Here is a 24774-nt window from a genome sequence, read left to right as displayed (position 1 = left end):
CGTTCGCCATCCGCGAAATCGAGCCGATCCTGGTCGCGCTCGTCGGCGCCGGCTATATCCTGGCGGCCGTCCTGCGCGCCGTGGCGGCGTATTCCATTGCCGTGCTGCCCTGACGGCAGAGCCGGGAATTCTTCTTCACCGCAAAGGCACGAAGGGCACAAAGGGCACAAAGGGGGAAGGGGATGGTGAATAGGGAAGAGAAGTCTTTCATTGATCATCTTTCATTTTTCATTTGTCATTGAGTATTTGGGACGGTGAATGGCTGAATGGGCGAATCGGTGAATGGGTGCCAGAATCTGGGTTCTGCCACCCAGGGCCCAGGATCCAGGTCCCAGGTCCGATTTCCGAATTCCGATATCCGATGTCCGATGTCCGAAGTCCGAAGTCCGAAGTCCGAAGTCCGATGTTCGCGTTACGGGAACGAGCCGCTAGCCTCGAGTCTCGAGCCTCTATGACGATTACGATCACGATTACGATCACGATTACGAATTACGATTACGAGCACGATCACGAGCTCCTATCTCCTATCTCCTAACTAACCTTTGACCACTCCCATCGGCCGCAGCCGGGCCACCATGCGGCTCAGGCCGGCGTCGTGGACGGTCTGCACCACCTCGGCCACGTCCTTGTAGGCTTCGGGCATTTCCTCCACCAGCGTCGCCCGCGATGCGGCCATGACGTGGATGCCGCGCTCGCGCAGCTCCGCGTCGATGGAGCGGCCCCGGGCGGCCTTCATGGCCCCGTGGCGGCTGAGCCGCCGCCCCGCGCCGTGGCAGGTGCTGCCGAACGTCGCCGTCATGGACTTCGCCGCGCCCACGAGGATGAAGGAACAGCGGCCCATGTCGCCGGGAATGATCACCGGCTGGCCGATGTCGCGGTACGCCTCGGGGAGCGCCGGGTGGCCAGGGCCGAACGAGCGCGTCGCGCCCTTGCGGTGGACGCAGACCGTCTGTTCGCGTCCCGCCACGAGATGCCGCTCGATCTTGGCGATGTTGTGGGCCACGTCGTACACCAGCCGGAGGCCCAGGCGGGCCGGCGGCAGGCGCAGCGCCTCCTGGAAGGCCTCGCGGACCCAGTGGGTGATGAGCTGGCGGTTGGCGAAGGCGTAGTTGGCCGCGGCGGCCATCACCGCGAGGTACTCTTGCCCCTCGGGCGACGCCACCGGCGCGCAGCAGAGCTGCGGGTCGGGCAGCTCGATGCCATACCTGGCCGCGGCCCGCTTCATGGCGACGATGGAGTCGTCGCAGACCTGGTAGCCCAGCCCGCGGGATCCGGTGTGGATGCTCACCGTCACCTGGTCCATGAACAGGCCCAGCCGGCGGGCGGCCGCCTCGTTATACACCTGGTCTACATAGCCGATTTCAAGAAAGTGGTTGCCGGAACCCAGGGTGCCGAGCTGTGTCCGGCCGCGTTCCAGGGCTTTTTCCGAGACCCGGTCGGCGTCGGCGCCGGGTATCGCGCCGCGGTCCTCGATGCAGTCGAGGTCCTCCGCGTCGCCGTAACCGTGGCGGACCGCCCATTCGGCTCCCTGTTCCAGCACCTGACGCTCGGCCTTGGCGTCCAGGCGCAGGTCCTGCCGCCGCGAGCCGACGCCCGAGGGAACATTGCGGAACATCGCGGCCACCAGGTCGCGGATCCGGTCGGTGACCTCGGGGCGAGTCAGCCGGGACGCCAGCACGCGCACGCCGCAGTTGATGTCGTACCCGACGCCGCCGGGGCTGACCACGCCGTCGGCGGCGTCGAAGGCGGCCACGCCGCCGATGGGAAAGCCGTAGCCCCAGTGGATGTCGGGCATGGCCAGGGAAAACATCTGGATGCCTGGCAAGGTGGCCACGTTGGCCAGCTGGAGCAGGCTCTGGTCCTGGCGCAACCCCTCCAGCAGGGGCGGGGAGGCGTAGAAGACGGCATCGACGCGCATGGGACCGGCGCGCGGGATCTTCCAGGTGACCGCATCCACCGGTTCGATGCGGGCGAGGATGTCTTCGATCTGAAGGCCCATGGGCCGCCTCTCCGTCACAGATCGAGCACGATCCGGGCGCGCAGCCGGCCGGCGGCGCGCGTCACCGCGAGGTCGTGGTACGTCGCCGCCTTGACCACGCCGCGCACCTCGTGTCGCACCGGGTCGAAGTGCCCGCCCTGCGCCTCGGCCTCGAGGCGGCGGCCGGTGGCGACGCGCACCGTCAGCCGCGTGCAGACAAATCCCTGGGTGTCGAACAGGTAGACGAGCTCATTGAGCAGTCGGACCAACATGTCCTCGGGCGACTGGGCGTCGAGCTCGATGACACGGCACTCGCCACTCCCCATCCGCGCGGGATCGGTGATCACCGCGCCCAGGCCCGCAGCGGCGTGCGCGGCCAGCTCCGCCAGGTCGGCGCCGCTGATCTGCAGAGCCACGTCACCGCCGTGAGCATCGATCGTGTACGATGCTTCCGCGTCAGCGCACAAGGATGTAAACCTGGTAGCCGCCCAGGTTGTCCGTGGCGTTGTCGTCGTTGATGCCCAGGGCCAGGCGTCCGCCGACGTTGGTTTGGAACACCCGCATGGAGCCGATGACGAAAGCGCCGGGGTTGTCGCCGATCCGGCCGATCAAGGCGCCTGTGTTGGCCTTGGGGATGGGTTTCCAGAACCCGCTGCCGGTGCCCGGGGCGCCGTCGGGATCACAGAAGACCTTGCTATTCCGTTTGTAGTACACCTGGCCCTTGGCCATGATCTCCACCACCTGGCCGGGGACGAGATCGATCCCGGTGTCCAGCCAAGCGGTGTCGCCGGGTACAGCCAGCGCCTTGCGGCCCGTGTACACGGGTTTGGTGGCTGGCGCGGCCGCCGTTCCGCCGGCGGCCGCACCGCCACCGTTCTGGTCCAGCGACGCCAGCGCGGCCGAGAGGGTCTTCTCCTGCTGCGGCGGCGGCATGGGCATGGCGGCCATGCGTTCCTTGACCATGTCGAACGTCCGCGTGGTCTTGGTCAGTGATGTGGCGGAGGTATACTGGCTGCGGACCTCCGCCTCCATGTTCTTGACGCGCTCCGCCGGCAAGGGATGGGTGCTCATGAACGCCATGGCGGTGGAGCCCTTCTTCATGCTCTCCGCGTTGAGCCGTTGGAACATGCTGATCATACCGCCGGGATCATAACCGGACTGGACCATCGTGGCCATGCCCAGCTTGTCTGCCTGGCGCTCGTGGTCCCGGCTGAACTTCATGCTGGTCAAGGCGACGCCCACCCCGCCCAGGGCGCTGATGATCTCGCCCCAGCGTTCGCTCTTGGCGCCCACGCCGATGCCGGCGCCCATCACGAGGCCCGTGAGCAGCAGCTGCTTGGACATCTGGTTCGTGGAGTGGCGGCCCACCACGTGGGCGATCTCATGGCCGATGACGCCGGCGACCTCACTTTCGCTCCCGGCGGTGTTGATGAGACCCCGGTTGATATAGATATAGCCACCCGGCAACGCGAACGCGTTGATCTCGCCGGTGTTGACCACCTGAAACTCGTAGCCGATGTCCGGGCGCAGCGAGTTCTGGGCCAGTTTCTGGCCGATCTGGTTGATGTAGGAGTAGACGAACGAATCCTGCACCAGATCAAGCTTGGTCTTCAGCTCATCGGAGTACTGCTTGCCCATGGCCTTCTCCTGTTGTTCGGAGAAGAAATTCAAACCGCCGCCCACCTTTTCCTGCTTCTTTTCGGCGGCGACAGCGCCCGTCACCGGCAGAAACACCAACAATCCGATGACGAAAACGCTCAGCCAAAGATGCCGTCGGCTCATGGTGTCCTCCAACTTACCGGGTAGAATGTTCATTTCGCTGACAGTATAATAGCACACTCTTCGAAAGGATGAATGTATGCGTAAAGATTACCATCTGCACACCGAAGTTTCAGACGGCCGCTGGCTGCCGGCGGACATTATCCGCACCGCCGCCCGGTTGGGGATTGAGGAAATTTCCATCACGGACCACGATGCGGTGGGCGCGTACATCCACTTCGGCGACGTGCGCCGCGACGCCGCCACGGCCGGACTTCGGCTGGTGCCGGGTGTGGAGTTGGACAGCGTTCACAGCGGGGTGGAGATCCACATGCTCGGCTACGAGCTGGACCCGGTCCACCCCGGCCTCACGGCCTATCTCGGTGACGTGCAGCGACTGCGCCGCGACCGGCTTCAGGCCCTGGTGGGGCGGATCAACGACGCCCTGGGCGCGCCGGCCCTGGATGACGCGGCCGTCTTCCGGCCGTGGCGCGACACCTGCATGATGCCGCACCTGATCCAGCCGCTCCTGGCGGACGGTCGTTTCCCCGACTACCGCACCGCCCGGCGCTGGATCAAGGAAACCGTGGGCCTGCCCGTGGAAGTGCCCAAGCCCGCTGTGGCGGACGTCATCGCCCTGATCCGCGCCGCCGGCGGCTGGGCGGCGCTGGCGCACCCGGGTTTCTGCAGCGGCAACGGCGGCGGCCTTGATCTGGAATCGTTCGTGGCGGCGTGCCGCGACTGGGGGATGACGGGGCTGGAGGTGGAGTACCGATACCGTGGATCCGCCGAGTTCCCCGGCCGGGTGGACGAAGATCAGTTTGTGGCCCGGATGCGCGAGCTGGCGCACCGCTTCGGCCTTCGGACCACCCGCGGGAGCGATGCGCACCAGGCTGTCGAGATGGAGGCGTTCGCGGCGGAATAAAAATTCCGATATTTATTAAGCTCTAGACAAATGTTGAAATACAGCCTATAATGCTTTTTTTGCCGCCGCCCGCTGTGACAACGCCCGACGATCTGAAGCGGCCGCAACGGTTCCAGATGAAATATCTCTGCTTGAGGAGTAATAGTCATGGCTGACAAGTCCTTTAATGCGTTCGAGATGGCCCAGAAGCAGTTTGATCACGTGGCTGACCAGCTCAATCTGGATCAGGCCACCCGTGACATGCTGCGCTGGCCTCTGCGCGAGTATCACTTCAGCATCCCCGTCCGGATGGACGACGGATCGGTGAAGGTGTTCCGCGGCTTCCGCGTGCAGCACAACGATGCGCGCGGCCCGGCCAAGGGCGGCATCCGGTTCCATCCCCAGGAGACCGTCGACACCGTCAAGGCTCTCGCGACCTGGATGACCTGGAAGTGCGCGGTGGTGGACATCCCGCTCGGCGGCGGCAAGGGCGGCGTGATTTGTGACCCGCACAACCTGTCCCAGCGGGAACAGGAGCAGATTTGCCGCGGCTGGGTCCGGCAGGTGTGGAAGAATGTGGGGCCGCTGGCGGACGTGCCGGCGCCTGACGTGATGACCTCCGGCCAGCACATGCTCTGGATGCTCGACGAGTTCGAGCACATTCGCGGCGAGAAGCTGCCCGGCTTCATCACCGGCAAGCCGCTGGGCATGGGCGGTTCCCAGGGCCGGACCGAGGCCACGGGTTACGGCGTGATCTACTGCGTCCGCGAAGCCTGCAAGCAGCTGGGCATCGACATCAAGAAGGCCACGGCGGCCGTGCAGGGCTTCGGCAACGTGGCCCAGTACGCCGTCAAGCTGTTCAACCAGTACGGCGGCAAGGTGGCGTGCGTGTCCTGCTGGGATCAGCATGACCAGACCTCCTACACCTTCAAGAAGAAGGACGGCATCGACGTGGACTTCCTGCTGGGCATCACCGACCGGTTCGGCGGCATCGACAAGAAGAAGGCCGCCGCGGCCGGATACGAGGTGCTGCCGGGCAACGCCTGGATCGAGCAGGATGTCGACATCCTGATCCCGGCCGCCCTGGAGAACCAGGTCAACGCCGAGACCGTCAAGCTGATCAAGCCGTCGGTCAAGATGATCGCCGAAGGCGCCAACGGCCCCACCACCCCCGACGCCGACGCGGTGATCAAGTCCCGCGGGATTTTTGTCATCCCCGACTTCCTGGCCAACGCCGGCGGCGTGACCTGCAGTTACTTCGAGCAGGTCCAGTGCAACATGAACTATTACTGGACGAAGGAAGAGGTGCTCCAGCGCCTGGACGAGAAGATGACCGCCGCCTTTCTGGCAGTGGCCGAGCTGGCCAAGAACCGCGGCGTCTACATGCGCGACGCGGCGTACATGATCTCCATTCAGCGGGTGGCCGAGGCCTGCCGCATGCGGGGTTGGATCTAAGCGTTATTTTCTGGCACTCTGTCTCCGAACAGCCGGCTGATTTCAGCCGGCTTTTTTTTTGACGCCCGCCGATTTCATTGACTTGATGGAAAATCATCTGTTATAAAGCATTTGTTTAGGCACCTGAAAACCAACTCTGTTCAATTCTTCTTCGATAGGAGGTCGGGTCGTATGGATTACATCCAATCTGTGTTTGAAATGGTGAAAAAGCGGAACGCCGGCGAACCCGAGTTCCACCAGGCGGTGCACGAGGTGCTGGAGTCTCTGCGCCCCGTAATCGACAAGCACCCCGAGTTTCAGGAAGCCGGCCTGCTGGAACGCCTCGTGGAGCCCGAGCGGCAGATCATCTTCCGGGTGCCGTGGGTGGATGACCAGGGCAAGGTCCATGTCAACCGTGGCATGCGCGTCCAGTACAACTCCGCCATCGGCCCCTACAAGGGCGGCATTCGCTTCCACCCCTCCGTGTACATCGGCATCATCAAGTTCCTCGGTTTCGAGCAGATCTTCAAGAACAGCCTGACCGGCCTGATGATGGGCGGTGCCAAGGGCGGGTCGGACTTCGATCCCAAGGGCAAGTCGGATAACGAGATCATGCGGTTCTGCCAGAGCTTCATGAGTGAGCTGTTCCGCCACATCAGCGACGACATCGACGTCCCCGCCGGCGACATCGGCGTGGGCGGACGGGAAGTGGGTTTCATGTTCGGCCAGTACAAGAAGCTGACGCGGAACTTCCACGGCGTCCTGACCGGCAAGGGCCTCACCTACGGCGGCTCGCTGGCCCGGACCGAAGCCACCGGTTACGGCACCGTGTATTTCTGCCAGGAAATGCTGAAGGGGAAGGGAACCTCGTTCGACGGCAAGACAGTGGTCATCTCCGGCTCCGGCAACGTGGCCATCTACGCCCACCAGAAGGCCACCCAGCTGGGCGGCAAGGTCGTGGCCATGTCCGACTCCAACGGCTACATCCACGACCCGCAGGGCGTCAACTGGGACACCGTTCGGCAGCTGAAGGAGGTGGAGCGCCGCCGGATCAAGGACTACGTGGGGATCCACAAGCACGCCACCTACACCGAGGGTTGCATGGGCATCTGGAACGTCAAGTGCGACGTGGCCCTGCCGTGTGCCACCCAGAACGAGCTGGACGAGGCGGGCGCCAAGGCGCTGCTGAAGAACGGCTGCATCGCTGTGGCCGAGGGCGCCAACATGCCGTCCACGCCTGAGGCGGTGAAGCTGTTTATCGACCACAAGATTCTCTACGGTCCCGGCAAAGCGGCCAACGCCGGCGGCGTCGCCACCTCCGGCTTGGAGATGAGCCAGAACTCCTCCCGGTTGATGTGGAGCTTCGAGGAGACCGACAGCAAGCTGCACCAGATCATGGTGAACATCTACAAGCAGGCCAGCCAGGCCGCCGAGGAATACGGCACGCCGGGCAACCTGGTCAACGGCGCGAACATCGCCGGCTTCCTGAAGGTGGCCAAGGCGATGATGGCTCAAGGCGTCGTCTAGTCCACCCGCTCTGTATCCAACACGCAAACAGGCGGCCTTCGGGCCGCCTGTTTCTGTTGTGGCCTCCGAATCCGGATGCCGGAACCGCTATTTACCGTTCCGGGTCAGGAACGCCACCGCTTTCTCGTTGTCGCCATCCATGAGGATGGACACCGTGGCGCCGTCGGTGGCCTTGGGCACGTGCACCACCTGGATGATGTGCTCCAGGGGATCGGTGCCGGGCATGACCCGCCGCAGGACATTGGGGGACTCCTTCAGGAACGCTTCGTTGAAGACGAGCCCCGGCTCGTCGGGGTACAGGGGCAGGTACCGGATGTTGGCCTCCACCAGGTCCTGGAAGAAATGGGTGCCGAACGACAGCTCGGGCACGTAGCCCTTCTTACTGCGGGCGATCTCGCTGAGCATGGCCGTGTTGTTGATGTCGCTGTAGGTCACCCGGACCCCCAGCTTGATATCGCCGCGGCTCCCCCAGCGCCCCGGCCCCATCAGGATGAACTTGCGGGTGGGCAGCCGGTGGTTCAGCTCGCCCACCACCTTGCCCACCTGAATCAGGTCGTCCATGTTGCCGATGGCGTCGTACGCGATGGGATCGACGTAGACGATGTATTCCACTCCGTCGATCTGGCCGGTGGTGATGTAGCGGTTCGCCGTAAACAGGACGGAGTCGCTCGGGATGTCCGTTGGAATCGAAACGCTTGTGATCGCACCGGCGCCGTAGCTCTGGGGCCGGCACTGCAACAGGTAGGGTCGGTGGACGTCGCCGTCGCAGGCGAATTCAATGTCCACCGGGAAGCCGAGCTCCTTCTCCAGGATGGTCAGCATGGCCATGAGCTCGGGGATGAACGGGCTGCGCTCGATCAGGTTGGTGAAGGTGATCAGGGGGATGCCCGACTTCAGGTCCATGAGGGCGCCCACCGGCGGCACGATCTGACCCTCCCGGTACATGGCTACGATCTGGGACAAGGCGGGAAAGTCGTGGCCCAGTTCCTTGAGCAGTCGGTCGAAGGTCAGGGTTTCGAACCGGCGGCTTTCGAGGTTGATCACGTCGATGTACTTCTGCGAGTAGCGGAGCACGTCCTCGGGGGTGACGTTCACGCGGAGGTTGGGTTGGCCGGGCGAGATCAGGACCGGGTAGTCCTCGCCCACCCGGTCGACGGCCCGGGTGCCCAGCCCCGCCACCAGTCGGATGATCCCGTCGGTGCGGCGGATCCGCGGCGACCAGCGAAACTCGTTCCGACTGAAGGCGACGCCGGCGAAGGCGGGGAAAAAATACCTGCCCACGCGGCGGCCCACCACCTCCTGGATCAGGACCGCCATCTCCTCGTGGAAATCGATCAGGCCGCGCTCGCGGCGGTACTCCAGCGGATCGGGTGAAAATACGCTGGCATACACCTCGAGAATGGCGTTCACGAGCCCTTCGAGGCGCTCCTTCTTGGTGCCCTGGTTGGCGACGAACAGGCTCTTGTACTTGCCGGCGAACGAGGAGCCGGCGCTGTCCTCCAGCAGACTGGATGAACGCACCACAAGGGGCCGCTCGCCGAAGTCGTCAAGCGCCAGGCTGAGACCGGCGATGATTTCGGGCGACAGGGCGGAGTTCTTGAAGATCTGCTCCAGATAGAAATGCTCCTGCCGGATCTCGGAGGGGTCGCGGTACTTGATGTTGGGCATCTCCTCCAGGGCATTATAGTTGAGAAAATCCATGATGCCGTCGGAGGTCACGTACCAGGTCTTGGGCGTACTGACGTTGCGCAGCAGGACGTTCTGCTGCTTGACCGACTCCAGGATGGCTTCGGCCCGGAACAGGCCGGCGGCCTTGCCGCCCAGCTTGCCAACGCCGGAGGCCGGACCGATGGTCCGGGACAGGATGTCGGCGAAATCGGCCACGTCCACGTGCTTCTTGGTGGTGTTGATGTAGTCCAGGTTCTCGCTGTAGAAACGCCGGATCAGGGCGACACGCAGCCCCTGGTTCTCCTCCGGCGACAGGCTACGCTGGGCGTCGGGCATGAGACTGAAACGGTGCACCGCGTCGGTCACCTCGCCGAGTTGGACGTCCCGCTTGCCGGCGGCCAGGGTAAGAAAGCGCGCCTGCTCGTGCCGCAGCCACAGTCGCAGCATCCGGGCGATCTCCTCGTCGAGCAGCTCGTTGTTGGCGATGCGGAAAATTTCGTCGGCAAACTGCTCGAAGACGTTGCGGTCATAGCGCGGCGCGGGTTCGTTTGGGTTGAAGCCCATTGCGGCATAGACCTTCTCGCCTTCGGCCCGCAACCGTTCGATGAAGCCGGCGACATCCTTGATGTTGCGCTTGAAGAGGTAATTCATCATTTTGCGGCTGATGCGGTTGAGCAGGATGGGATTGGTCTCCCGCAGCAGGTCGACGATGACCCGCCATTCCGGCTTGGCTTCCGGTCGGGGCTCCGGCCGGACGTCCGGCTTGGGGTCCGGTTTGGAATCGGTCATGCGCGTTCCTCCCTGGCGCGCGGTCACTCCGCGGGCCGCGCCGTCTTGAAAATCACTCCGTGCCCGATCCGGCCGTCGATATGCACCTCGAGCGGCGGGACCGCCCGGACGTGCCGCAGATGCTCGGTTTCCTGCTCCGCCGGCAGGGCGTTGAGCCAGTCCCAGTCGATCCGGCCGTCTTCCGGATTCATGGGCACGGTGAAGTACCCGATGCGCAGAGACGTGATGTTCTGGAAAAAATGGGAACCTTGCGACGGATCGACATTGAGCTGGGGCAGGCTGACCTCGACGATGACCTTGGCCCCGTTGATCTGGCCCCAGTGCACGGGAATCCCCAGCCACGGGTCTGACGAGCCCCAGCGTCCGGGGCCGGCCAGGATGTACGGCCGCTTCGCCTCACGCAACTCCTGATTGAGCCGGTCCACTTCCATGGCGATGCGGGGCGTGTCGGCGGCGGTGAAGTTCTCGGTTTTGACGTACACGACATCGGCGATCTCGCGGAAAATCCCGTTGCCCAGTACCCGGGTGCTGAAACCGACCGCGGCCGCGGGATCCAGTCCACCGAGATCCACAGCCACCAGCTCGTCGCTGACCACCATGGGCCGGACCTGTAGGAGGCCGAACCGGGCGGGCAGGCCCCGGGCGGGATCCAGTGTGCCGGCGAACTCCATCTCGATGGGGCACCCCATGGCGTCCGCGGTGAGCCGGAGAAGCCGGATCAGGATCCGGGACAGCGGCATGACCTCGCTCTTGAGGATATGGGCGAAGGTGATGATCCGGGGACCCGCAACGTTGGTGCCGTCGTAGACGCGGTCCTCGCGCGCCACGAAGGTGGAGGCCAGGTACTTGATGGCACCATCCTGCTCGGCCGCCTGCAGGGGCAGGTGCACCAGATACTGGTCCTCGTCGTCGTAGGCGCGGGAGTAGTATTCCTTCATGTTGATGGCGTAGAAGTCCTTCTGCGAGTGGTTCAGCATGTCCTTGATGGTGCCGAACTGGGGGATCACCCGCGGGTAGGCGGGACAGTACCGAAGCACGGCCCCGCCGTCGACGACGGTCTTGCCCAGGCCCAGCGCAAGACTGACTACGCCGTCCTCCGGGCGGGCGTAGCCGGCCGGATAATAGTTGTAGGAACAGCCGACGCCAGAAAAATCCGGGTAGAACCGGTCTCGGTACAGACGACCCACTACCTCCTGGATGATCACCGCCATCTTCTCTTCGTCGATCCGGTGGTTGGTGGACTCGATGTACGCCTTGGCCTTGCGGGAGAACGTCGAGGCGTACACCAGCTTGATGGCGTTGGCCAGGTCCTTGAATCGGGCGTCGGTTTCGGTGTGGTTGTTCGGGAGCATCTTGGTGGCGTAGATCCCGGCGAACGGCTGGTAGAGGGCGTCCTCCAATAGGCTGGATGACCGCACCGCCAGCGGCACCTTGACGTGGCGGACCAGGTCCCGCAGGTCGCCGACGATCGTGGGCGGCAGGTCGGCGTTTAGGAAGCGGCTGACAATGAGGCGGTCCGACGTTTCCCGTGTCGCGAAGTCCCACAGCTCGTTGCGGGCCATGAATGCGTCGAAGACGTCGGTGCCGATCACGAGCGTCTTGGGGATGGCGATCTGGACGCCCGGGTACGCATCTTCGGCCAGGTGCTCGCTGAGCAGCTTGTCGGAGAAGGCCAGCCCGCGAGCCTTGCCGCCGAGCGAGCCGGGCCCGAGCCGCATGAAGCGGCAGTAGCTATCGTACATGCTCCGGGAGAACCGCACGATGCCGCCGCGCTGAATGCGGCGGTGGTGGTCGTCCCACTCCTGTTGCAGGTGCTGCCGCATGGCGCCGGGGTCGTCGCCGCCGGCGGCCACTGCGAGATCGAAGCGCTCCGCCAGCCGGAACTCCGTGCGGGCCACCAGCCAGCGGCGCAGCTCGCCCTGCCGGACGAGCCGGAGCAGCACGGCGTCGGGTACCGTTTCGAGGACGCCCATGAGCGCGGACAGCCGGTTGACCCGCGCGACGGGACGCCCAGTGTCATCCCGGATGATCAGCTCGCCGAATCCGAACCGGTCGTGCAGGAACTTGCGGAAATCGGCGGTCAGCGTCGGGCTCGTCTTGAGCAGGAACCCCGCGCCCAGTCGCTGCGCCGTCTCGGCCAGTTCCGGTTCGCTGGACTGGAGCAGCACCGGCAGATGGGGCGACTGGCGCTGTACCATCCGGACGAAGTTCAGTCCCGCTTCCGGGTCGACGCGTCCGCCCCGCGGGAACTGGACGTCGGAGATCACTCCCAGCAGGTTGTCCCGGAAGGCGTCGAAGACCGCCTCGGCCTGCTCATAGGTGTTGGCCAGGTGGACCTTGGGACGCGCCTTCTGGCGGAGGACGCGCTGTTCGAAGGTGAGCTCCTCCTGCAGCAGCTCGTTTGTCTGGTCCCAGAGCTCCTCGAAAAGCGTCGGCAGGTAGACCGAGTAGAAACGGGGCGAGTCCTCGATGAGCAGCAGATTGTGGACGCCGACGTTCTCCGTGTCCGCCCGGGCGTTCTTGAGATCCTCAATGTACTGAATGATTCCCAGCAGGATTTTGCCGTCGCCCTGCCATACGAAAATCTGGTCGACGCTCTGGCGGTCGTTGAGTTCCATCAGCCGTTGGAGCTCCGGCGTGTTGAACGCCAGCAACACCACCGGCACGTCCGGCTGCGCCTCCTTGACCTTGCGGCCGAAGGTGAAGGGGTCCATGTCCCCCATCCGCATGATGCTGACCACCAGATCGTAGCGCGTCTCGCCGAGCGCCTCGAGGGCGGCCTGGCTGCCGGACACGCGGTGCAGCACGGGCACGTAGCCCAGGTCGCGCTGCTTGTAGGCCAGCCCCAGCAGGTCGGAGAGCCGGCCGTCCTCTTCGAGGATGAAGTAATCGTACAGGCTGGCCACCAGCAAGACCTGGCGGATCTTGTACGGCATCAGCTTCTGCAGGGGCGCGGTGAACAGCTGCTCGTAGGAGAGCGGGCGCGACGGGTCCGCGGCGGGAGCCTGCCCCTGGTTGTCGGTGGACCGGTTCATGCACGTCTCCCCGGGCGGAGCGGCCGCCTCAGACCCAGCCTCTCAGTTTGCAGGCCTCGGCCACCCGCTGGATGGCGATCATGTACGCCGCGTCCCGCATGTACAGGCTCTGGCTGCGGGCCAGCGCCGACACTTTCAGGTAGGCGTCGGTCATCTTGGTGTCCAACTTGGCCAGCACCTCGTCGCGGGTCCAGTAGTTGTTCGTGTTGCTCTGCACCTGCTCGTAGTAGCTGCAGGTGACGCCGCCGGCGTTGGCCAGGAAATCGGGGATCATGAAGATGCCGCGTTCCCGGATGACCGCATCGGCTTCCGGTGTGGTGGGCCCGTTGGCTCCCTCGGCGATGACCTTGACCTGCTTGGAGACGCGCTGCACGTTCTCCTTGGTGATCTGGTGTTCCAGCGCCGCCGGCACCAGCACGTCCACGTCCTGTTCCAGCCAGGCGTCGCCGGGCAGGACCTCGTAACCCAGTTCGCCGGCCCGACTCTTGTCGATGCCGCCGAAGCGGTCGGTGATGTCCTGCAGCTCCTCCAGGCGGAAGCCGTCCCGCTTGCGGAAGGCGTACGCACGGTTGTCGTTCTGGTCCCAGCACGACACGCAGACGGGCCGGCCGCCGTACTCCTGGAAGAGCCGGATGGCGTGTTGCGCCACGTTGCCGAAACCCTGGAACGAGGCGGTGGTGTCGGTGATCGCCAGGCCCATCTCGTTGAGCGCCTCGCGGAGCACGTAGATCAGGGCATAGCCCGTGGCCTCGGTGCGGCCCAGCGAGCCGCCCATGTCCACCGGCTTGCCGGTGATGAAGCCGGGCAGCTTGCGGTTGTGGATGCGCTCGTACTCGTCGAGCATCCAGATCATGTGCTGGGGGTTGGTCATGACGTCGGGCGCCGGAACGTCCTGCAGCGGCCCCACGTTGTACGCCACCTGCCGGACCCAGCCGCGGCAGATCTGCTCCTGTTCGCGGTGAGACAGGTTGTGCGGGTCGCAGATCACGCCGCCTTTGCCGCCGCCCAGGGGGATGTCCACCACCGCGCACTTCCAGGTCATCCACATGGCCAGCGCACGCACGGTGTCAATGGTCTCCTGCGGGTGGAAGCGGATGCCGCCCTTGCACGGCCCGCGAGCGTCGTTATGCTGCACCCGGAAACCCTGGAACACCTCGACGGTGCCGTCGTCCATGCGGATGGGAATGGTGAAATGGTACTCGCGGAGCGGGCGGCGGAGCAAATCGCGCGTGGCGCGGTCCAGCCCGAGCTGTTCGGCCACGCCGTCGAATTGCCGCTGGGCCATTTCGTAAGCGTTGAACGATGGTTCGGCCATGGGGACACCTCGCCTGGGGCAGGATGTGGGTCAACGGATCGTATGGATTCTATTATAAGGTGAAACGATCACCAAATTAAATCGATCCGGCAGGTGGTGGGGGTCGGACGGAGAACGGTACGGCAGGCGGGGGCGGGGGAGTCAGACCGTCGGGTCCGCCGGGCGGCGGGCCCGCCGCCAGTAGGCCGCAGCGGCGCCGAACAAGAGCAGGCTGGCGATGAATTGGGACGTCGACACATAACCCGGCAGGATCCAGCCGCGCAGATCGCCCCGCAGGAACTCCACGCCGAAGCGGAAGATCGAATAGAGGCCCAGGTAGATCAGAATGATCTGCCCGTTGAACCGCTTGCGGCGGTAGAGCCAGAGGAGGAAGCCGAAGATGAGCAGATTGCCCAGGGACTCGATGAGCTGGGTGGGGTACAAGGGCACGCCCAGGTAGTCGGGTTCCACCATGCAGCCCGGATCCGTGAATGTCACGGCGATGGCGCCGCCGGCCGGCCGGCCGTGACAACAGCCGGCGGTGAAGCAGCCCAGGCGTCCGAAAAAATGGCCCACGGCGATGCCCGGCGCGAACGCGTCGGCTATGCGCCAGCCGGGCAGACGATGGTGGTGGAAATACCAGGCTGCCCAGACCAGGGCGGCGATCAGTCCGCCGTAGTAGACGCCCGCCGACCGCAGGAAATCCAGACTGAAGATGTTGGCGGGATTCTCGTAGTAGAACGGGTCGGTGAAGACCATCAGAACTTTGGCCCCCACCAGAGCGACGAGCACCACCGCGAGGCCGAAGTCCCAGAAGATGCGACTGTCCATCTTCTCGTACCGGGCGCCGAGGCGGGCGGCTACCCAGATCCCGGCCACAAAGGCGGCGGCGACCAGGAAGCCGTAGGGTGAGATGACGAAGGAGCCGATCCTGAAAAGCTCGGGCCACATGCTGAATCACCCATCACGGCGTGCCGGGGGCTCCGGGGCCGCCCGGCAAACCGGCGGCGCTATTCGGTCTCTTCGCCCTTTTCCTGGCGGGCTTTTTCCACGATCTTGGCCTGGATCTGACTCGGCACGATTTCGTACCCGGCCAGCTCCATCGTATAGGAACCGCGTCCACCCGTCATGGACGTCAGGTCGGGTGCATAGGAGAGCATCTCGGCCATGGGCACCTGGGCGCGGATGGCGGTGAAGTGGCCCCGGGACTCCATGCCCTGAACGCGGCCGCGCCGCGAGTTGAGATCACCCATGATGTCGCCCGCGTTTTCCTCCGGGACGAAGATCTCGACTTTCATGATGGGTTCCAGCAGAACCGGCCGAGCGACTTCCATCGCCTTCTTGAAAGCCAGCGAGCCGGCGATCTTGAAGGCCATTTCCGACGAATCGACGTCGTGGTAGGAGCCGTCGTAGAGGGTCACCTTGAAGTCGACGACGGGGTAACCGGCCAGGAAGCCGCGCTCGGAGGCCTCGACGATGCCCTTCTCGATGGCCGGGATGTACTGCTTCGGCACCGCGCCGCCGAAGATCTCGTCCACGAACGCGAAGCCGGCGTTCCGCTCCTGGGGTTCCATGCGGATCTTGCAGTCGCCGAACTGGCCGTGGCCGCCAGTCTGCTTCTTGTGCCGGCCCTGGACGTCGGCCTTGGCGGTGATGGTTTCCCGGTAGGGGATCTTAGGCTGCTTGAGCAGAACCTCGACGCCGTAGCGGCTCTTCATGCGTTCCACCGTCACCTCGACATGGAGTTGGCCGGAGCCGGACACAAGCAACTCCTTGGTCTGCGGGTCGCGCTGGAAGGTGAACATGGGGTCTTCCTCGCGCAGCCGGGCCAGGGCGTTGCTGATCTTCTCCTCGTCGCCGCGGCTCTTGGGCTCCACCGCGAAGCTGATGGCCGGCTCGGGGTACTTGAGCTGGGGCAGCAACGCCGGCTTGGCGCTGTCGGCCAGGGTATGTCCAGACTGGGTGGCCTTCAGCTTGGCGACGGCCACAATATCGCCGGCGCGCGCCTCGGAGATGGGCGCCGGCGTCTTGCCCTGCATCACTTGGAGGGAACCGAGCCGCTCCTGCGTTTCGGCGTTGACGTTGTACACCGAGGTGTCGGACTGGATGGTTCCCGAAAACACCTTGAAAATCGAAATGCGGCCGGCGAACGGATCGGCGATGGTGCGGAAGACGTAGGCCACGCTGGGTTGCTCGGCGCCCACCTTGCGCCTGACCGGCTCCTTGGTCTTGACGTCGATCACCTCGATCTCACCCCGGTCGGCCGGGGAGGGCAGGAACTTGACCGCGGCGTCCAGCAGCTGGGCGGAACCGAAATTCTGCGTCGCCGCGGTGCAGAACACCGGTACCAGGGTGCGGGCCAGGATGGCTTTCTTCAGACCGGCCACCAGGTCCTCCTCCGGGAGGGAGCCCTCCTCGAAGAACTTCGACATCAGCGCTTCGTCGCTCTCGGCGATCATCTCGATGAGCGCTTCGCGGCGGGCGGCTGCTTCGTCCTTGAGGTTGGCCGGGATGTCCGCGACACTAGACTTGCCGGATTCATCAGTCTGGAACAGGTAAGCCTTTTCGGCGATGAGGTCCACGATGCCGCGGAAGTCCTTCGCTTGTCCGATGGGAATCTGCACCGGCACCGCGCTGCGGCCGAAGGCCTCGTGCACGTTGGCCAGCGCGCGCTCGAAATCGGCATTCTCGCGGTCCATCTTGTTGATCACGATCACGCGGGGCAGGGCGAACTCGTCGGCGAAGCTCCACACCTTCTCAGTCTGGACCTCGACGCCGGCGATGGCGTCTACCACCACCACGCCTGTGTCCGCCACCCGAACCGCCTCCCGGGCGCTCTGGACGAAGGCCATGTAGCCGGGCGTGTCGAGGAGGTTGATCTTGTGCTTGTCGTGTTCGCAGTAGGCCAGTGCACTGCGGATGGACACCTTGCGGGCGATCTCGTCTTCGTCGAAGTCGGTCACCGTGTTGCCCTCGTCCACCTTGCCCAGTCGGGTGGTCATCCCGGTGTGGAACAGGATGCCGCTGACCAGCGACGTCTTGCCGCAGCCCCCGTGGCCGATGAACACGAGATTTCTGATTCTGTCCGTGTCGAAAACCTTCATAGCCCGCCTCTCCTTTCGACATATTTCGGGGGAAAAACGCCCGCTGAGAAAGTCGAAATTCTAGCACAGGGACCGGGGGGCGGCAACAGGAAAGTGCGGAGCGGCGACGCGGCCGCTGCCACTTTTTGTCAGGCTTGTTGACTTTTCTTGTCGCTGGCTGTCCCGCACAGACTCGGCGATGCGCTCAGGGAGCATTATTTTAGTGGTACACAACTTGCTTCGAGTTTTAACAAGGAGTCGACCTATGAACAAACGGGGTTTCTCCTTGTTGGAGTTGTTGATCGTCGTGGTGATCATCGGCATCCTGGTGTTCATCGCCGTGCCCTACCTGATCGAGTCAAAACGCTCGGCCGAATCCGTGGCCGCCCAGTCCACGCTGCGTAACATCGCAGCTGCGGAGGTGGCGTACACCGCCAAGACCAGCCCGCGCAGCTTTGCCCCGCTGGCCACTCTCGCCCAGCTGAACCTGATCGACGACCGGTTCAGCAGCGGCACTGCGACTTTCGACGGCTACATCTTCAGCGGCGAAAGCTCCACCACCTTTTTCACCGTATACGCCCGGCCCCTGGTGACGGGCAGCCAGCCGACGTTTTATATCAACCACTCCTACGTCATCCATTACGAAAATCATGCACCGGTGAGATGAGTCGCCGCCAGGAAGGACTGGAAACGGCGCGGCGGATAGGCTATCATCGCTGCACTCATGCAAGAAGGAAGCTGCATGCGCCGTTTTCCGTCCGCCCGGCCTCAGCTCGCACTCCTGCTGGCCGCAGTGGCGCTGATCCAGGTGCCGTTCGCGGTGCTGATGCCCTTCCACATCGATGACCGGGTGTACCTGGACGTCGCCCGCAACGTGACCCGGGAGCCCTTTCTGCCGCTGTTGCAGCCCGCCATCTGGGAAGGGCAGCTCTGGTCGGACATGATGTCCCATTCCCATCCGCCGCTGGTTTGCTACTATATCTTTCTACTGGACCGGCTGGGCGGTGCAGAGCCGGAAGCGGCCATCCACCTTGGCTTCATCATCTTCACCCTGCTGTTTGTCGCCGCGATGTACCGGTTTCTCGAGCTGCTGCGGCTGCCGCCGCTTGTGGGCAGTCTGGTGGCGTTCTTCGCCCCGGTCGTGTTCATCTCCAGCCACACCATCATGATGGATGTGCCGACGCTGGCGCTGGGCCTATGGGGGGTGGTCCTGGCCTGGGAAGGATTCGCATCGGGCCGCCCCGGCCGGCTGTTCGCCGCCGGCCTGTGTCTGGCCGCGGGGGTCTGGACGTCATTCAGTGCCATGTTTTACCTGCTGCCGGCGGCCGGCTGCGGTCTGATCGGCCGCCGCCCGCTCCGCCAGGTGCTCCTGGTGGCGCTGCCGCCGGTTCTGGCCATGGCCGGCTGGCTGGCGCTGGTCCAGGTGATGACCCACCGGTTCGTGGTGCAGGACATGATCCGTTTTCTCAGCGAGTTCAACGCCCGGCCGAGCTCCGACATGACGCGACGCATCCTGTACAACCTGCTGGTGTTGGGCGGCACCCTCGTGGTGCCGGCGGGCATCCTGGTCTGGCGGCTGCACCGTATCCGCGGCAAGCTGTATCTGTTGGCGGTCTGTCTGGCCGGATTGGCCGCGGCGGTCGCACTGCCGGAGGCCGGCTACTACCACCAGGCCGCCATCGCTGTACTGGCGGTTGCCGGCGCGGTCTTCCTGGTTGAGGGAGTGGTCGGAGCCGCGGCGGCCGCCCGACGAGCGGATCCGCTGACTGCCACACGCTGGTGGACGGTAGGCGCCTGGACCCTGTTTCTGGCCCTGGTCGCGGTGATCGCCTTCCCGCACGGGGCGGCCCGCTATCAGCTCTGGCTCGTGCCGCCGCTTGTCGCCGCGTTCACCCTCGCCCTGAGCAGAAGAGTCGACACCGCCGGGACCGGCGGCTCCCCCTGGCTGCGCCGGCCGGGCGTCGTCAACGCCGTCATCGTCCTGCACGTCGCGGTGGCGTGCGCCGGCGCTTTGGCCGACCTGGAGCTGGCCCGGGGTTATCGGCAAGCCGTTCGCGACATCTTCAGCAAGTACCGCTCTGAGGGCCATCGGATCTGGGTAGCCGGGGAGTGGCAGCTGCGGCACTACGCGCTGGCGGCCGGCGGCCGCACCATTCTTCGTTACGACAGCCGGCCGGTCCCCGGCGACCTGCTCGTGAAACCAGTGCTCACCGCGCCCACATGGGACACGCCGTACGAGACCCCGGCCTACGGTTTTGAGCTGGAGACGCTGGATGTGCGCAGCCGGTTTCCCGTGCGCATCCTGAGCCGAGCCGCCCAAGCAGGTTTTTACAGCGATTACTGGGGGCTGCTGCCGCTCTGGGTGAGCGCCGCCGACACGCCTCTCGAGACCATCCGCCTGATTATGGTGCGGCAAACCGTGCCGCCCGATCCGGCCCGAGCGGCGAGAGAAAACCAGGGCATGCTACGGCCGGAATGGTCCGGCGAACTGCCTCCCTGAGCCGCGCCGTGGCCGGACACCCGTCCTGCCGAATCACCCGGGTTACGGGATGAAATCGCCGGAATGCGCGGAGTTCAAGCCGCGCCGTGCATCAGTCGGTGAGGTGGATGCGGACTTCCTCGTCCGGATGCAGCCGGTTGTAAACCGCTATACCTGCCCAAGTCGCCACGAGCGTGGCGAAGGTGAGCACGTCCCGCCAGGTCAGATCACGCCAAACAGGGGTCAAGAGCGCCGGAATCAGGAGCGTGATGATCAGGTATACGGCCACCGCCGCGACGAAGGCGAACGCCATCTGGGAGCGGGTCAGCCCCAGGATCAGCGGCCGGCGGACGGGGGCGGACGCCGGAGGCTGCAGCGGGGTCATGGTTTCGCCTCCGCCGGCCGGATCTGGAACTCTTCCGATTCCGCCGGTTTGACCAGCCGGTCGCCGATCTTGACCTCGGCATACACCTTGCGCGGCACGTTGACGGGGATGTCGGCGTCGCCCTGCCGGATCTTCACGAAAAAGTAGGTGTAGCCCGCCTCGATGTTGACTTCCTCGGCGGGGATCTGCTGCAGGCTCTTGTTGTAACGGATTTTCTCCACGACCGGTCCGTCCACCGGCATCAGGTAGCGGAGCGAGAGCCAGGCCCGGAACCAGACGTAGCTGTCGCGCTCCCGGCCCGCGAGCTCGTAGAGCGCCCGGAGGCTCTCCGGGCTGTTGGCGCGCCCCAGGGTGGCGGCAGCGTCGTAGCGGACCTCGCGCACCGGATCACCGAGCAAGGGCTTCACCGCGGACACGTACTCGGGCTTCATCATGTACTTCAGACCGCGCACCGCCCCCCAGCGCACCGAGGGTGATTCGTGCTGCAGCGCCTTGAGGATCACCGGCGCTCCCTTCTCGCCACCGATGCGGCCCAGGAGGTAGAGCGCGTAATACTTGTCCTGGAGTTTGGTGGAGCTCTGGTAGCGGCGGATGAGTGGCTCCTCGGCTTCCGCGCCCATCTGGATGATCTGGTCCGCATAATCCGTGGCTACGGCCTCGCCCCGGTGCGCGACGAGCTGGTCGAAGGTGCGGTCGAACGAAAAGTAACGGATGATGGGCTTGTTGAAGATCAGGAAGATCACCGCCGCGATGACGACCAGCGGCAGCAGGACGAATTTCAGAAAATACTTGAACGTCATGGCGCCCCTTGTCCGGATCGGATTGCCGCCGATTATAGCACGGCCGGGCCGCTACACAACCAGCCGGGGGATATGTGCGCCGATGCGGCTGACGATCTCGTAGTTGATCGTGTGACACAGGGCAGCCAGTTCGTCGGCGGTGATGCGGTTGTCACCCTGGTTGCCCAGCAGGACGGCCTCGGATTCCACCGCGGCGTCGGGGATATGGGTGACATCCACCATGGTCATGTTCATGCAGACGCGACCCAGTACGGGCGCCCACCGGCCGCCGATCAGGACATGCGCCTGGTTCGACAGGCCCCGATCGTAGCCGTCGGCGTACCCCACCGGCAGCACCGCCAGCCGGATCGGCTGAGTGGTCCGGTACGAGCAACCGTATCCGACGTATGCGTTGGCGGGGACGTCCTTGATCTGCGCCACCCGCGTCTTCCAGGTCAGCACCGGCCGGAGCACCGGCGGCTGCTGGTTCTGGAGGATGGCTGACAGGTAGGTCTCCTTCGACGGCCAGAGCCCATAGCTGCTGATCCCCACGCGGACAAGATCGAAATGGGTGGAGGCGAACAGGATCGTCGCCGCCGAGCAGGCGGTGTGCTGCAAGCGAGGTGACAGGCCGGCGGCTTCCAGGGCGGCCACCATCCGCCGGTAGGCCGCAAGTTGGAGCTGGGCGAAGGAGTGGTCGGTGGTGTCCTCGATGTTGGCGAAATGCATCCCGACGCCCTGGAGCACCAGATGGTCTGACCGGCGGACGGCCTCGATGAACGCGGGCAGGGCGTCCGCCATGACGCCCTGGCGGTGGACCCCGGTCTCCAGCTTGAGATGGAACGGGGACCGCCGGCCGCGGCGGGCGGACTCCGCCTGCAACCGATCGACGGACTCGAGGTTGTAGAGGACGGGCTCCGCGTTGAGCTCCACGACGTCGCCCAGCTGGTGCAGGGGCACGTACCCCAGGATGACGGTGGGGGTGCCGATGCCGCCGGCGCGGAGCGCGGCGACTTCCTCGACACAGTTCACGCCGAGGTAGTCGACGCCGGCTTCGGCGGCCAGCCGGCCGATGGGCAGCAGACCGTGGCCGTAAGCGTTTGCCTTGACCACGGCCATCAGCCGGCAGCCGGGGGCCAGCAGGCGCCGAAAGGTGTCCAGGTTATGCAGGTAGGCGTCCCGGCTGATCTCGATGTGCTGGATATGTGCTGTTGGCGTCATGATGCGCGAACCCAAGCCAGCGAAATTGTAATCAATTCATCCGGATTTGTATATTAGAATAAGCAGCCGATTCTGAAGCAGGAGCATGTGATGGACAAAAAGGTGGTCATTTTCCTGGTGGTGGGACTGGTGGTGGGGTTCGTGGCGGGCTATTTCACCCACCAACCGGCGAGCCCTGCTCCGGTGACGCCCGGGCCGGCGGCCGCCGGGGCGCAGCCGGCGGTGGGAGCGGAATCTTCCTCGCCGGAGGGCGACGCCCAGATGGCGGAGTTTCAGCAGCAGGTGCAGCAGCTCGAAGCGACCATCGAGAAGCAACCGGACAATCTGGGGGCGCTCATTCAGCTGGGGAATATCTATTACGACACCAAGCAGTTCGATCGGGCGATCACCTGCTACGAGCGGGCGGTGAAGCTCGACGGACGCAACCTGTCGGCGCGGGTGGACCTGGCCACCTCCCGGTACTACGTGGGGCAGCTGGAACCCGCTGTCGCCGGCCTCCAGGCGGTCCTGAAGGAGGATCCCAACCATCCACAGGCCCTGTACAATCTGGGCATCATCATGCTGCACGGCGCCAACGACCTCCAGGCGGCCCGGGACTGCTGGACGCGCCTCGTGGCGACGAACACCACCACAATCGATCTGGAGACGGTGAAACAACGGCTTGCGGTCATCGACAAAATGATCCGCCAGGGCCCGGGCGAAGCGGCCCCGGGCGCCGCGCCCAAGCAGTGACCGACGGACGGCCATGTCGACTTCCATCGGCTCCGACGCCATCATCGACGCCATCCAAGAAGCCATCGTCGTGGTGGACCGGGATCAGCGCGTGGTGCGCGCCAACGCCTCGGCTCTGGCCATGCTGGGGTTGCGGTCCGAGGAGCTGCTGGGTCGCCCGTGCGCCGAAGTGGTCAATTGCGAGGCGTGCCGCGATAACTGTCCGTTCCAGCGGATCCTGGACGGCGGATTGGCCGAGCGCCAGTTCAACATCCGGCTGGACGGTCCGTGGGGCGACGCCGGCCGTCGCATCTGCCTCACCTCCAACCCCATCGTGGACGCACGCGGCATCGTGACCGGCCTGGTGGAAAATATCCGCGACGTGGGACATCTTAACGAGCTGCTCCGTGACAAGGAGGATCTGGGCCGCCGCGCCCGCGACGAACGCAACCGGTTTCAGGCCATTCTGGACTCCGTTCCCGACGGCATCCACACCATCGACACCGACTGGCGCATCACCAGTTTCAACCGCGAAGCCGAGCGGATCACCGGCTACACGGCGGCGGAGGCGGTGGGGCAGTATTGCTACAAGATCCTGAACAGCTCCCTCTGCCAGGAGGCCTGTCCCCTGAAGCGAACACTGGAGAGCGGCCTGCCGCTGCACGACGTCGAGGGCACGGTGACCAATCGGAACGGCGAGACCGTCCGGCTGCTGTTTTCGACGGCGGTCTTCGAAGAGCCCGGTCAGGCCGTGACCGGCGGCGTGGAGAGCATCCGCGATCTGGGGGTGCTGCGCCAACTACTGGTGCAAGCGCCCGGCGATGAACAGGAAACCGGCCTGGTGGCGTTCGACCCGCGGATGACCCAGATCATGGCGCTGGTCCAACGGATCAAGGATACCGATTCCACCATCCTGATCACCGGCGAGAGCGGGACCGGTAAAAGTCTGCTGGCCAAGGAAATCCACCGCCTGAGCCCGCGGCGGAACCGGCCGTTCATCAAGATCAGTTGCGCGGCCTTGGCGGAAACCCTGCTCGAATCGGAGCTCTTCGGCCACGCCCGGGGCGCCTTCACCGGTGCGGTGCAGGACAAGCCGGGGAAATTTGAGGCGGCCGACGGCGGCGTCGTGTTTCTGGACGAGATCGGGGATGTGCCCCCGGCCACACAGGTCAAGCTGCTTCGCTTTCTGCAGGAGCAAGAATTTGAGCGGGTGGGGTCCAACCGGACCATTCGGGTGAACGTGCGCATCATCACCGCCACCCACCGGGACCTGCCGCGGATGGTTCGTGAGGGGAAGTTCCGTGAGGATCTCTACTACCGCCTCGCCGTGATCCCCATCCACCTGCCGGCGTTACGGGAACGGCCGGGGGACCTGCTGGCCATCGTGGGGAAGGTTTCGCGGGAGCTGGCCGGGCGGCTCGGGCAGGAGCTCAAGACCATCTCCCCGGACGTTTTGGAGGTGTTTTCCCGCTATCCCTGGCCTGGGAACATCCGCGAGCTGGAGAACGTGCTGGAGCACGGCTACGCCTGCACGGCGGGTAAAATCATCACCACAGACAGTTTGCCCCCCTCGCTGAGGACGAAGGCGGCTGAGGCGCCGTCGCCGCGTTCCTGGCCAACGCCGGCCACCGGGGAGAGGGAACGCGTCCTGCAGGCCCTCCAGCGCAACAATTGGAAGATCACGGCCGCTGCGGCCACCCTGGGTTGCGACCGCACCACCCTATGGCGG

18 protein-coding genes are annotated in these 24774 nt (G+C 64.9%); 7 read left to right on the top strand and 11 right to left on the bottom strand.

The window, feature by feature from the left end; all coding sequences use genetic code 11:
• Positions 1 to 535: 535 nt before the first annotated feature.
• From GX414_15730 to GX414_15720, 3 genes are read right to left on the bottom strand one after another with little or no spacing between them, the layout of a single operon-like run.
• Positions 536 to 1999: an RtcB family protein gene (locus tag GX414_15730; protein NLI48551.1), complete on the bottom strand. Its 1464-nt coding sequence runs from the start codon at positions 1997 to 1999 to the stop codon at positions 536 to 538.
• 14 nt (positions 2000 to 2013) lie between these two features.
• The gene (locus GX414_15725) at positions 2014 to 2394 is read right to left on the bottom strand and encodes an archease (GenBank protein NLI48550.1); all 381 of its coding nucleotides are present in this window, start codon (positions 2392 to 2394) and stop codon (positions 2014 to 2016) included.
• Between the two features lie 40 nt (positions 2395 to 2434).
• On the bottom strand, positions 2435 to 3760 hold the full coding sequence (locus tag GX414_15720; protein NLI48549.1) for a M48 family metalloprotease: 1326 nt from the start codon (positions 3758 to 3760) through the stop codon (positions 2435 to 2437).
• Between the two features lie 76 nt (positions 3761 to 3836).
• On the opposite strand from GX414_15720, the gene GX414_15715 reads away from it, so the two are divergent.
• From GX414_15715 to gdhA, 3 genes are all read left to right on the top strand, one after another.
• On the top strand, positions 3837 to 4661 hold the full coding sequence (locus tag GX414_15715) for a PHP domain-containing protein (protein ID NLI48548.1): 825 nt from the start codon (positions 3837 to 3839) through the stop codon (positions 4659 to 4661).
• Between the two features lie 147 nt (positions 4662 to 4808).
• The gene (locus tag GX414_15710) at positions 4809 to 6095 is read left to right on the top strand and encodes a Glu/Leu/Phe/Val dehydrogenase (protein ID NLI48547.1); all 1287 of its coding nucleotides are present in this window, start codon (positions 4809 to 4811) and stop codon (positions 6093 to 6095) included.
• A 171-nt stretch (positions 6096 to 6266) separates the two neighbouring features.
• Positions 6267 to 7601 (top strand): NADP-specific glutamate dehydrogenase, encoded by a 1335-nt coding sequence (gene gdhA / locus GX414_15705; GenBank protein ID NLI48546.1) that lies wholly within the window; start codon positions 6267 to 6269, stop codon positions 7599 to 7601.
• 87 nt (positions 7602 to 7688) lie between these two features.
• Here gdhA and GX414_15700 read toward each other — a convergent pair whose 3' ends face one another.
• From GX414_15700 to fusA, 5 genes are all read right to left on the bottom strand, one after another.
• A complete protein-coding gene (locus GX414_15700) occupies positions 7689 to 10058 on the bottom strand; it encodes a pyruvate, phosphate dikinase (protein ID NLI48545.1) in 2370 nt (789 codons plus the stop codon).
• A gap of 23 nt (positions 10059 to 10081) precedes the next feature.
• A complete protein-coding gene (locus GX414_15695) occupies positions 10082 to 13093 on the bottom strand; it encodes a hypothetical protein (protein ID NLI48544.1) in 3012 nt (1003 codons plus the stop codon).
• Positions 13094 to 13121: 28 nt separating this feature from the next.
• Positions 13122 to 14408 carry a Glu/Leu/Phe/Val dehydrogenase gene (locus tag GX414_15690; GenBank protein NLI48543.1) on the bottom strand — a complete coding sequence of 429 codons (1287 nt, stop codon included), beginning with the start codon at positions 14406 to 14408 and terminating at the stop codon, positions 13122 to 13124.
• A gap of 141 nt (positions 14409 to 14549) precedes the next feature.
• The gene (locus GX414_15685; GenBank protein ID NLI48542.1) at positions 14550 to 15338 is read right to left on the bottom strand and encodes a prolipoprotein diacylglyceryl transferase; all 789 of its coding nucleotides are present in this window, start codon (positions 15336 to 15338) and stop codon (positions 14550 to 14552) included.
• Positions 15339 to 15397: 59 nt separating this feature from the next.
• A complete protein-coding gene (gene fusA / locus GX414_15680; GenBank protein NLI48541.1) occupies positions 15398 to 17491 on the bottom strand; it encodes an elongation factor G in 2094 nt (697 codons plus the stop codon).
• 244 nt (positions 17492 to 17735) lie between these two features.
• Here fusA and GX414_15675 point away from each other — a divergent pair, with 244 nt between their 5' ends.
• Both GX414_15675 and GX414_15670 read left to right on the top strand, forming a co-directional pair.
• Entirely contained in the window at positions 17736 to 18137 is a 402-nt protein-coding gene (locus tag GX414_15675) for a prepilin-type N-terminal cleavage/methylation domain-containing protein (protein NLI48540.1), read from the top strand.
• 75 nt (positions 18138 to 18212) lie between these two features.
• On the top strand, positions 18213 to 19970 hold the full coding sequence (locus tag GX414_15670; GenBank protein NLI48539.1) for a hypothetical protein: 1758 nt from the start codon (positions 18213 to 18215) through the stop codon (positions 19968 to 19970).
• 91 nt (positions 19971 to 20061) lie between these two features.
• Here GX414_15670 and GX414_15665 read toward each other — a convergent pair whose 3' ends face one another.
• Genes GX414_15665 through alr form a run of 3 tightly spaced genes read right to left on the bottom strand, consistent with a single transcriptional unit; the run spans position 20062 to position 22334 of the window.
• Positions 20062 to 20334, bottom strand: a complete 273-nt coding sequence (locus GX414_15665; GenBank protein NLI48538.1) for a hypothetical protein — start codon at positions 20332 to 20334, stop codon at positions 20062 to 20064.
• On the bottom strand, positions 20331 to 21134 hold the full coding sequence (locus tag GX414_15660; protein NLI48537.1) for a HEAT repeat domain-containing protein: 804 nt from the start codon (positions 21132 to 21134) through the stop codon (positions 20331 to 20333). Before GX414_15660 ends, GX414_15665 begins: the two co-directional genes overlap by 4 nt.
• A 51-nt stretch (positions 21135 to 21185) precedes the next feature.
• Positions 21186 to 22334, bottom strand: coding sequence for an alanine racemase (alr, locus tag GX414_15655; protein ID NLI48536.1), 1149 nt, complete (start codon positions 22332 to 22334; stop codon positions 21186 to 21188).
• 90 nt (positions 22335 to 22424) lie between these two features.
• On the opposite strand from alr, the gene GX414_15650 reads away from it, so the two are divergent.
• Positions 22425 to 23066, top strand: a complete 642-nt coding sequence (locus GX414_15650) for a tetratricopeptide repeat protein (GenBank protein NLI48535.1) — start codon at positions 22425 to 22427, stop codon at positions 23064 to 23066.
• A 13-nt stretch (positions 23067 to 23079) separates the two neighbouring features.
• Positions 23080 to 24774, top strand: a 1695-nt coding sequence (locus GX414_15645) for a sigma 54-interacting transcriptional regulator (GenBank protein NLI48534.1), incomplete at its 3' end; no start/stop codon positions are given.

The sequence above is a fragment of the Acidobacteriota bacterium genome (assembly GCA_012517875.1).
GTDB lineage: Bacteria > Acidobacteriota > JAAYUB01 > JAAYUB01 > JAAYUB01 > JAAYUB01.
Note: the sequence above shows the minus strand (reverse complement) of the source record. Positions and strands in the feature narration are given on the sequence as shown.

Coding starts and splice junctions, on each gene's coding strand:
- GX414_15730 (NLI48551.1), bottom strand. CDS start 1,999: ATGGGCCTTCAGATCGAAGACATCCTCGCCCGCATCGAACCGGTGGAT.
- GX414_15720 (NLI48549.1), bottom strand. CDS start 3,760: ATGAGCCGACGGCATCTTTGGCTGAGCGTTTTCGTCATCGGATTGTTG.
- GX414_15715 (NLI48548.1), top strand. CDS start 3,837: ATGCGTAAAGATTACCATCTGCACACCGAAGTTTCAGACGGCCGCTGG.
- GX414_15710 (NLI48547.1), top strand. CDS start 4,809: ATGGCTGACAAGTCCTTTAATGCGTTCGAGATGGCCCAGAAGCAGTTT.
- gdhA (NLI48546.1), top strand. CDS start 6,267: ATGGATTACATCCAATCTGTGTTTGAAATGGTGAAAAAGCGGAACGCC.
- GX414_15700 (NLI48545.1), bottom strand. CDS start 10,058: ATGACCGATTCCAAACCGGACCCCAAGCCGGACGTCCGGCCGGAGCCC.
- GX414_15695 (NLI48544.1), bottom strand. CDS start 13,093: ATGAACCGGTCCACCGACAACCAGGGGCAGGCTCCCGCCGCGGACCCG.
- GX414_15690 (NLI48543.1), bottom strand. CDS start 14,408: ATGGCCGAACCATCGTTCAACGCTTACGAAATGGCCCAGCGGCAATTC.
- GX414_15685 (NLI48542.1), bottom strand. CDS start 15,338: ATGTGGCCCGAGCTTTTCAGGATCGGCTCCTTCGTCATCTCACCCTAC.
- fusA (NLI48541.1), bottom strand. CDS start 17,491: ATGAAGGTTTTCGACACGGACAGAATCAGAAATCTCGTGTTCATCGGC.
- GX414_15675 (NLI48540.1), top strand. CDS start 17,736: ATGAACAAACGGGGTTTCTCCTTGTTGGAGTTGTTGATCGTCGTGGTG.
- GX414_15670 (NLI48539.1), top strand. CDS start 18,213: ATGCGCCGTTTTCCGTCCGCCCGGCCTCAGCTCGCACTCCTGCTGGCC.
- GX414_15665 (NLI48538.1), bottom strand. CDS start 20,334: ATGACCCCGCTGCAGCCTCCGGCGTCCGCCCCCGTCCGCCGGCCGCTG.
- GX414_15660 (NLI48537.1), bottom strand. CDS start 21,134: ATGACGTTCAAGTATTTTCTGAAATTCGTCCTGCTGCCGCTGGTCGTC.
- alr (NLI48536.1), bottom strand. CDS start 22,334: ATGACGCCAACAGCACATATCCAGCACATCGAGATCAGCCGGGACGCC.
- GX414_15650 (NLI48535.1), top strand. CDS start 22,425: ATGGACAAAAAGGTGGTCATTTTCCTGGTGGTGGGACTGGTGGTGGGG.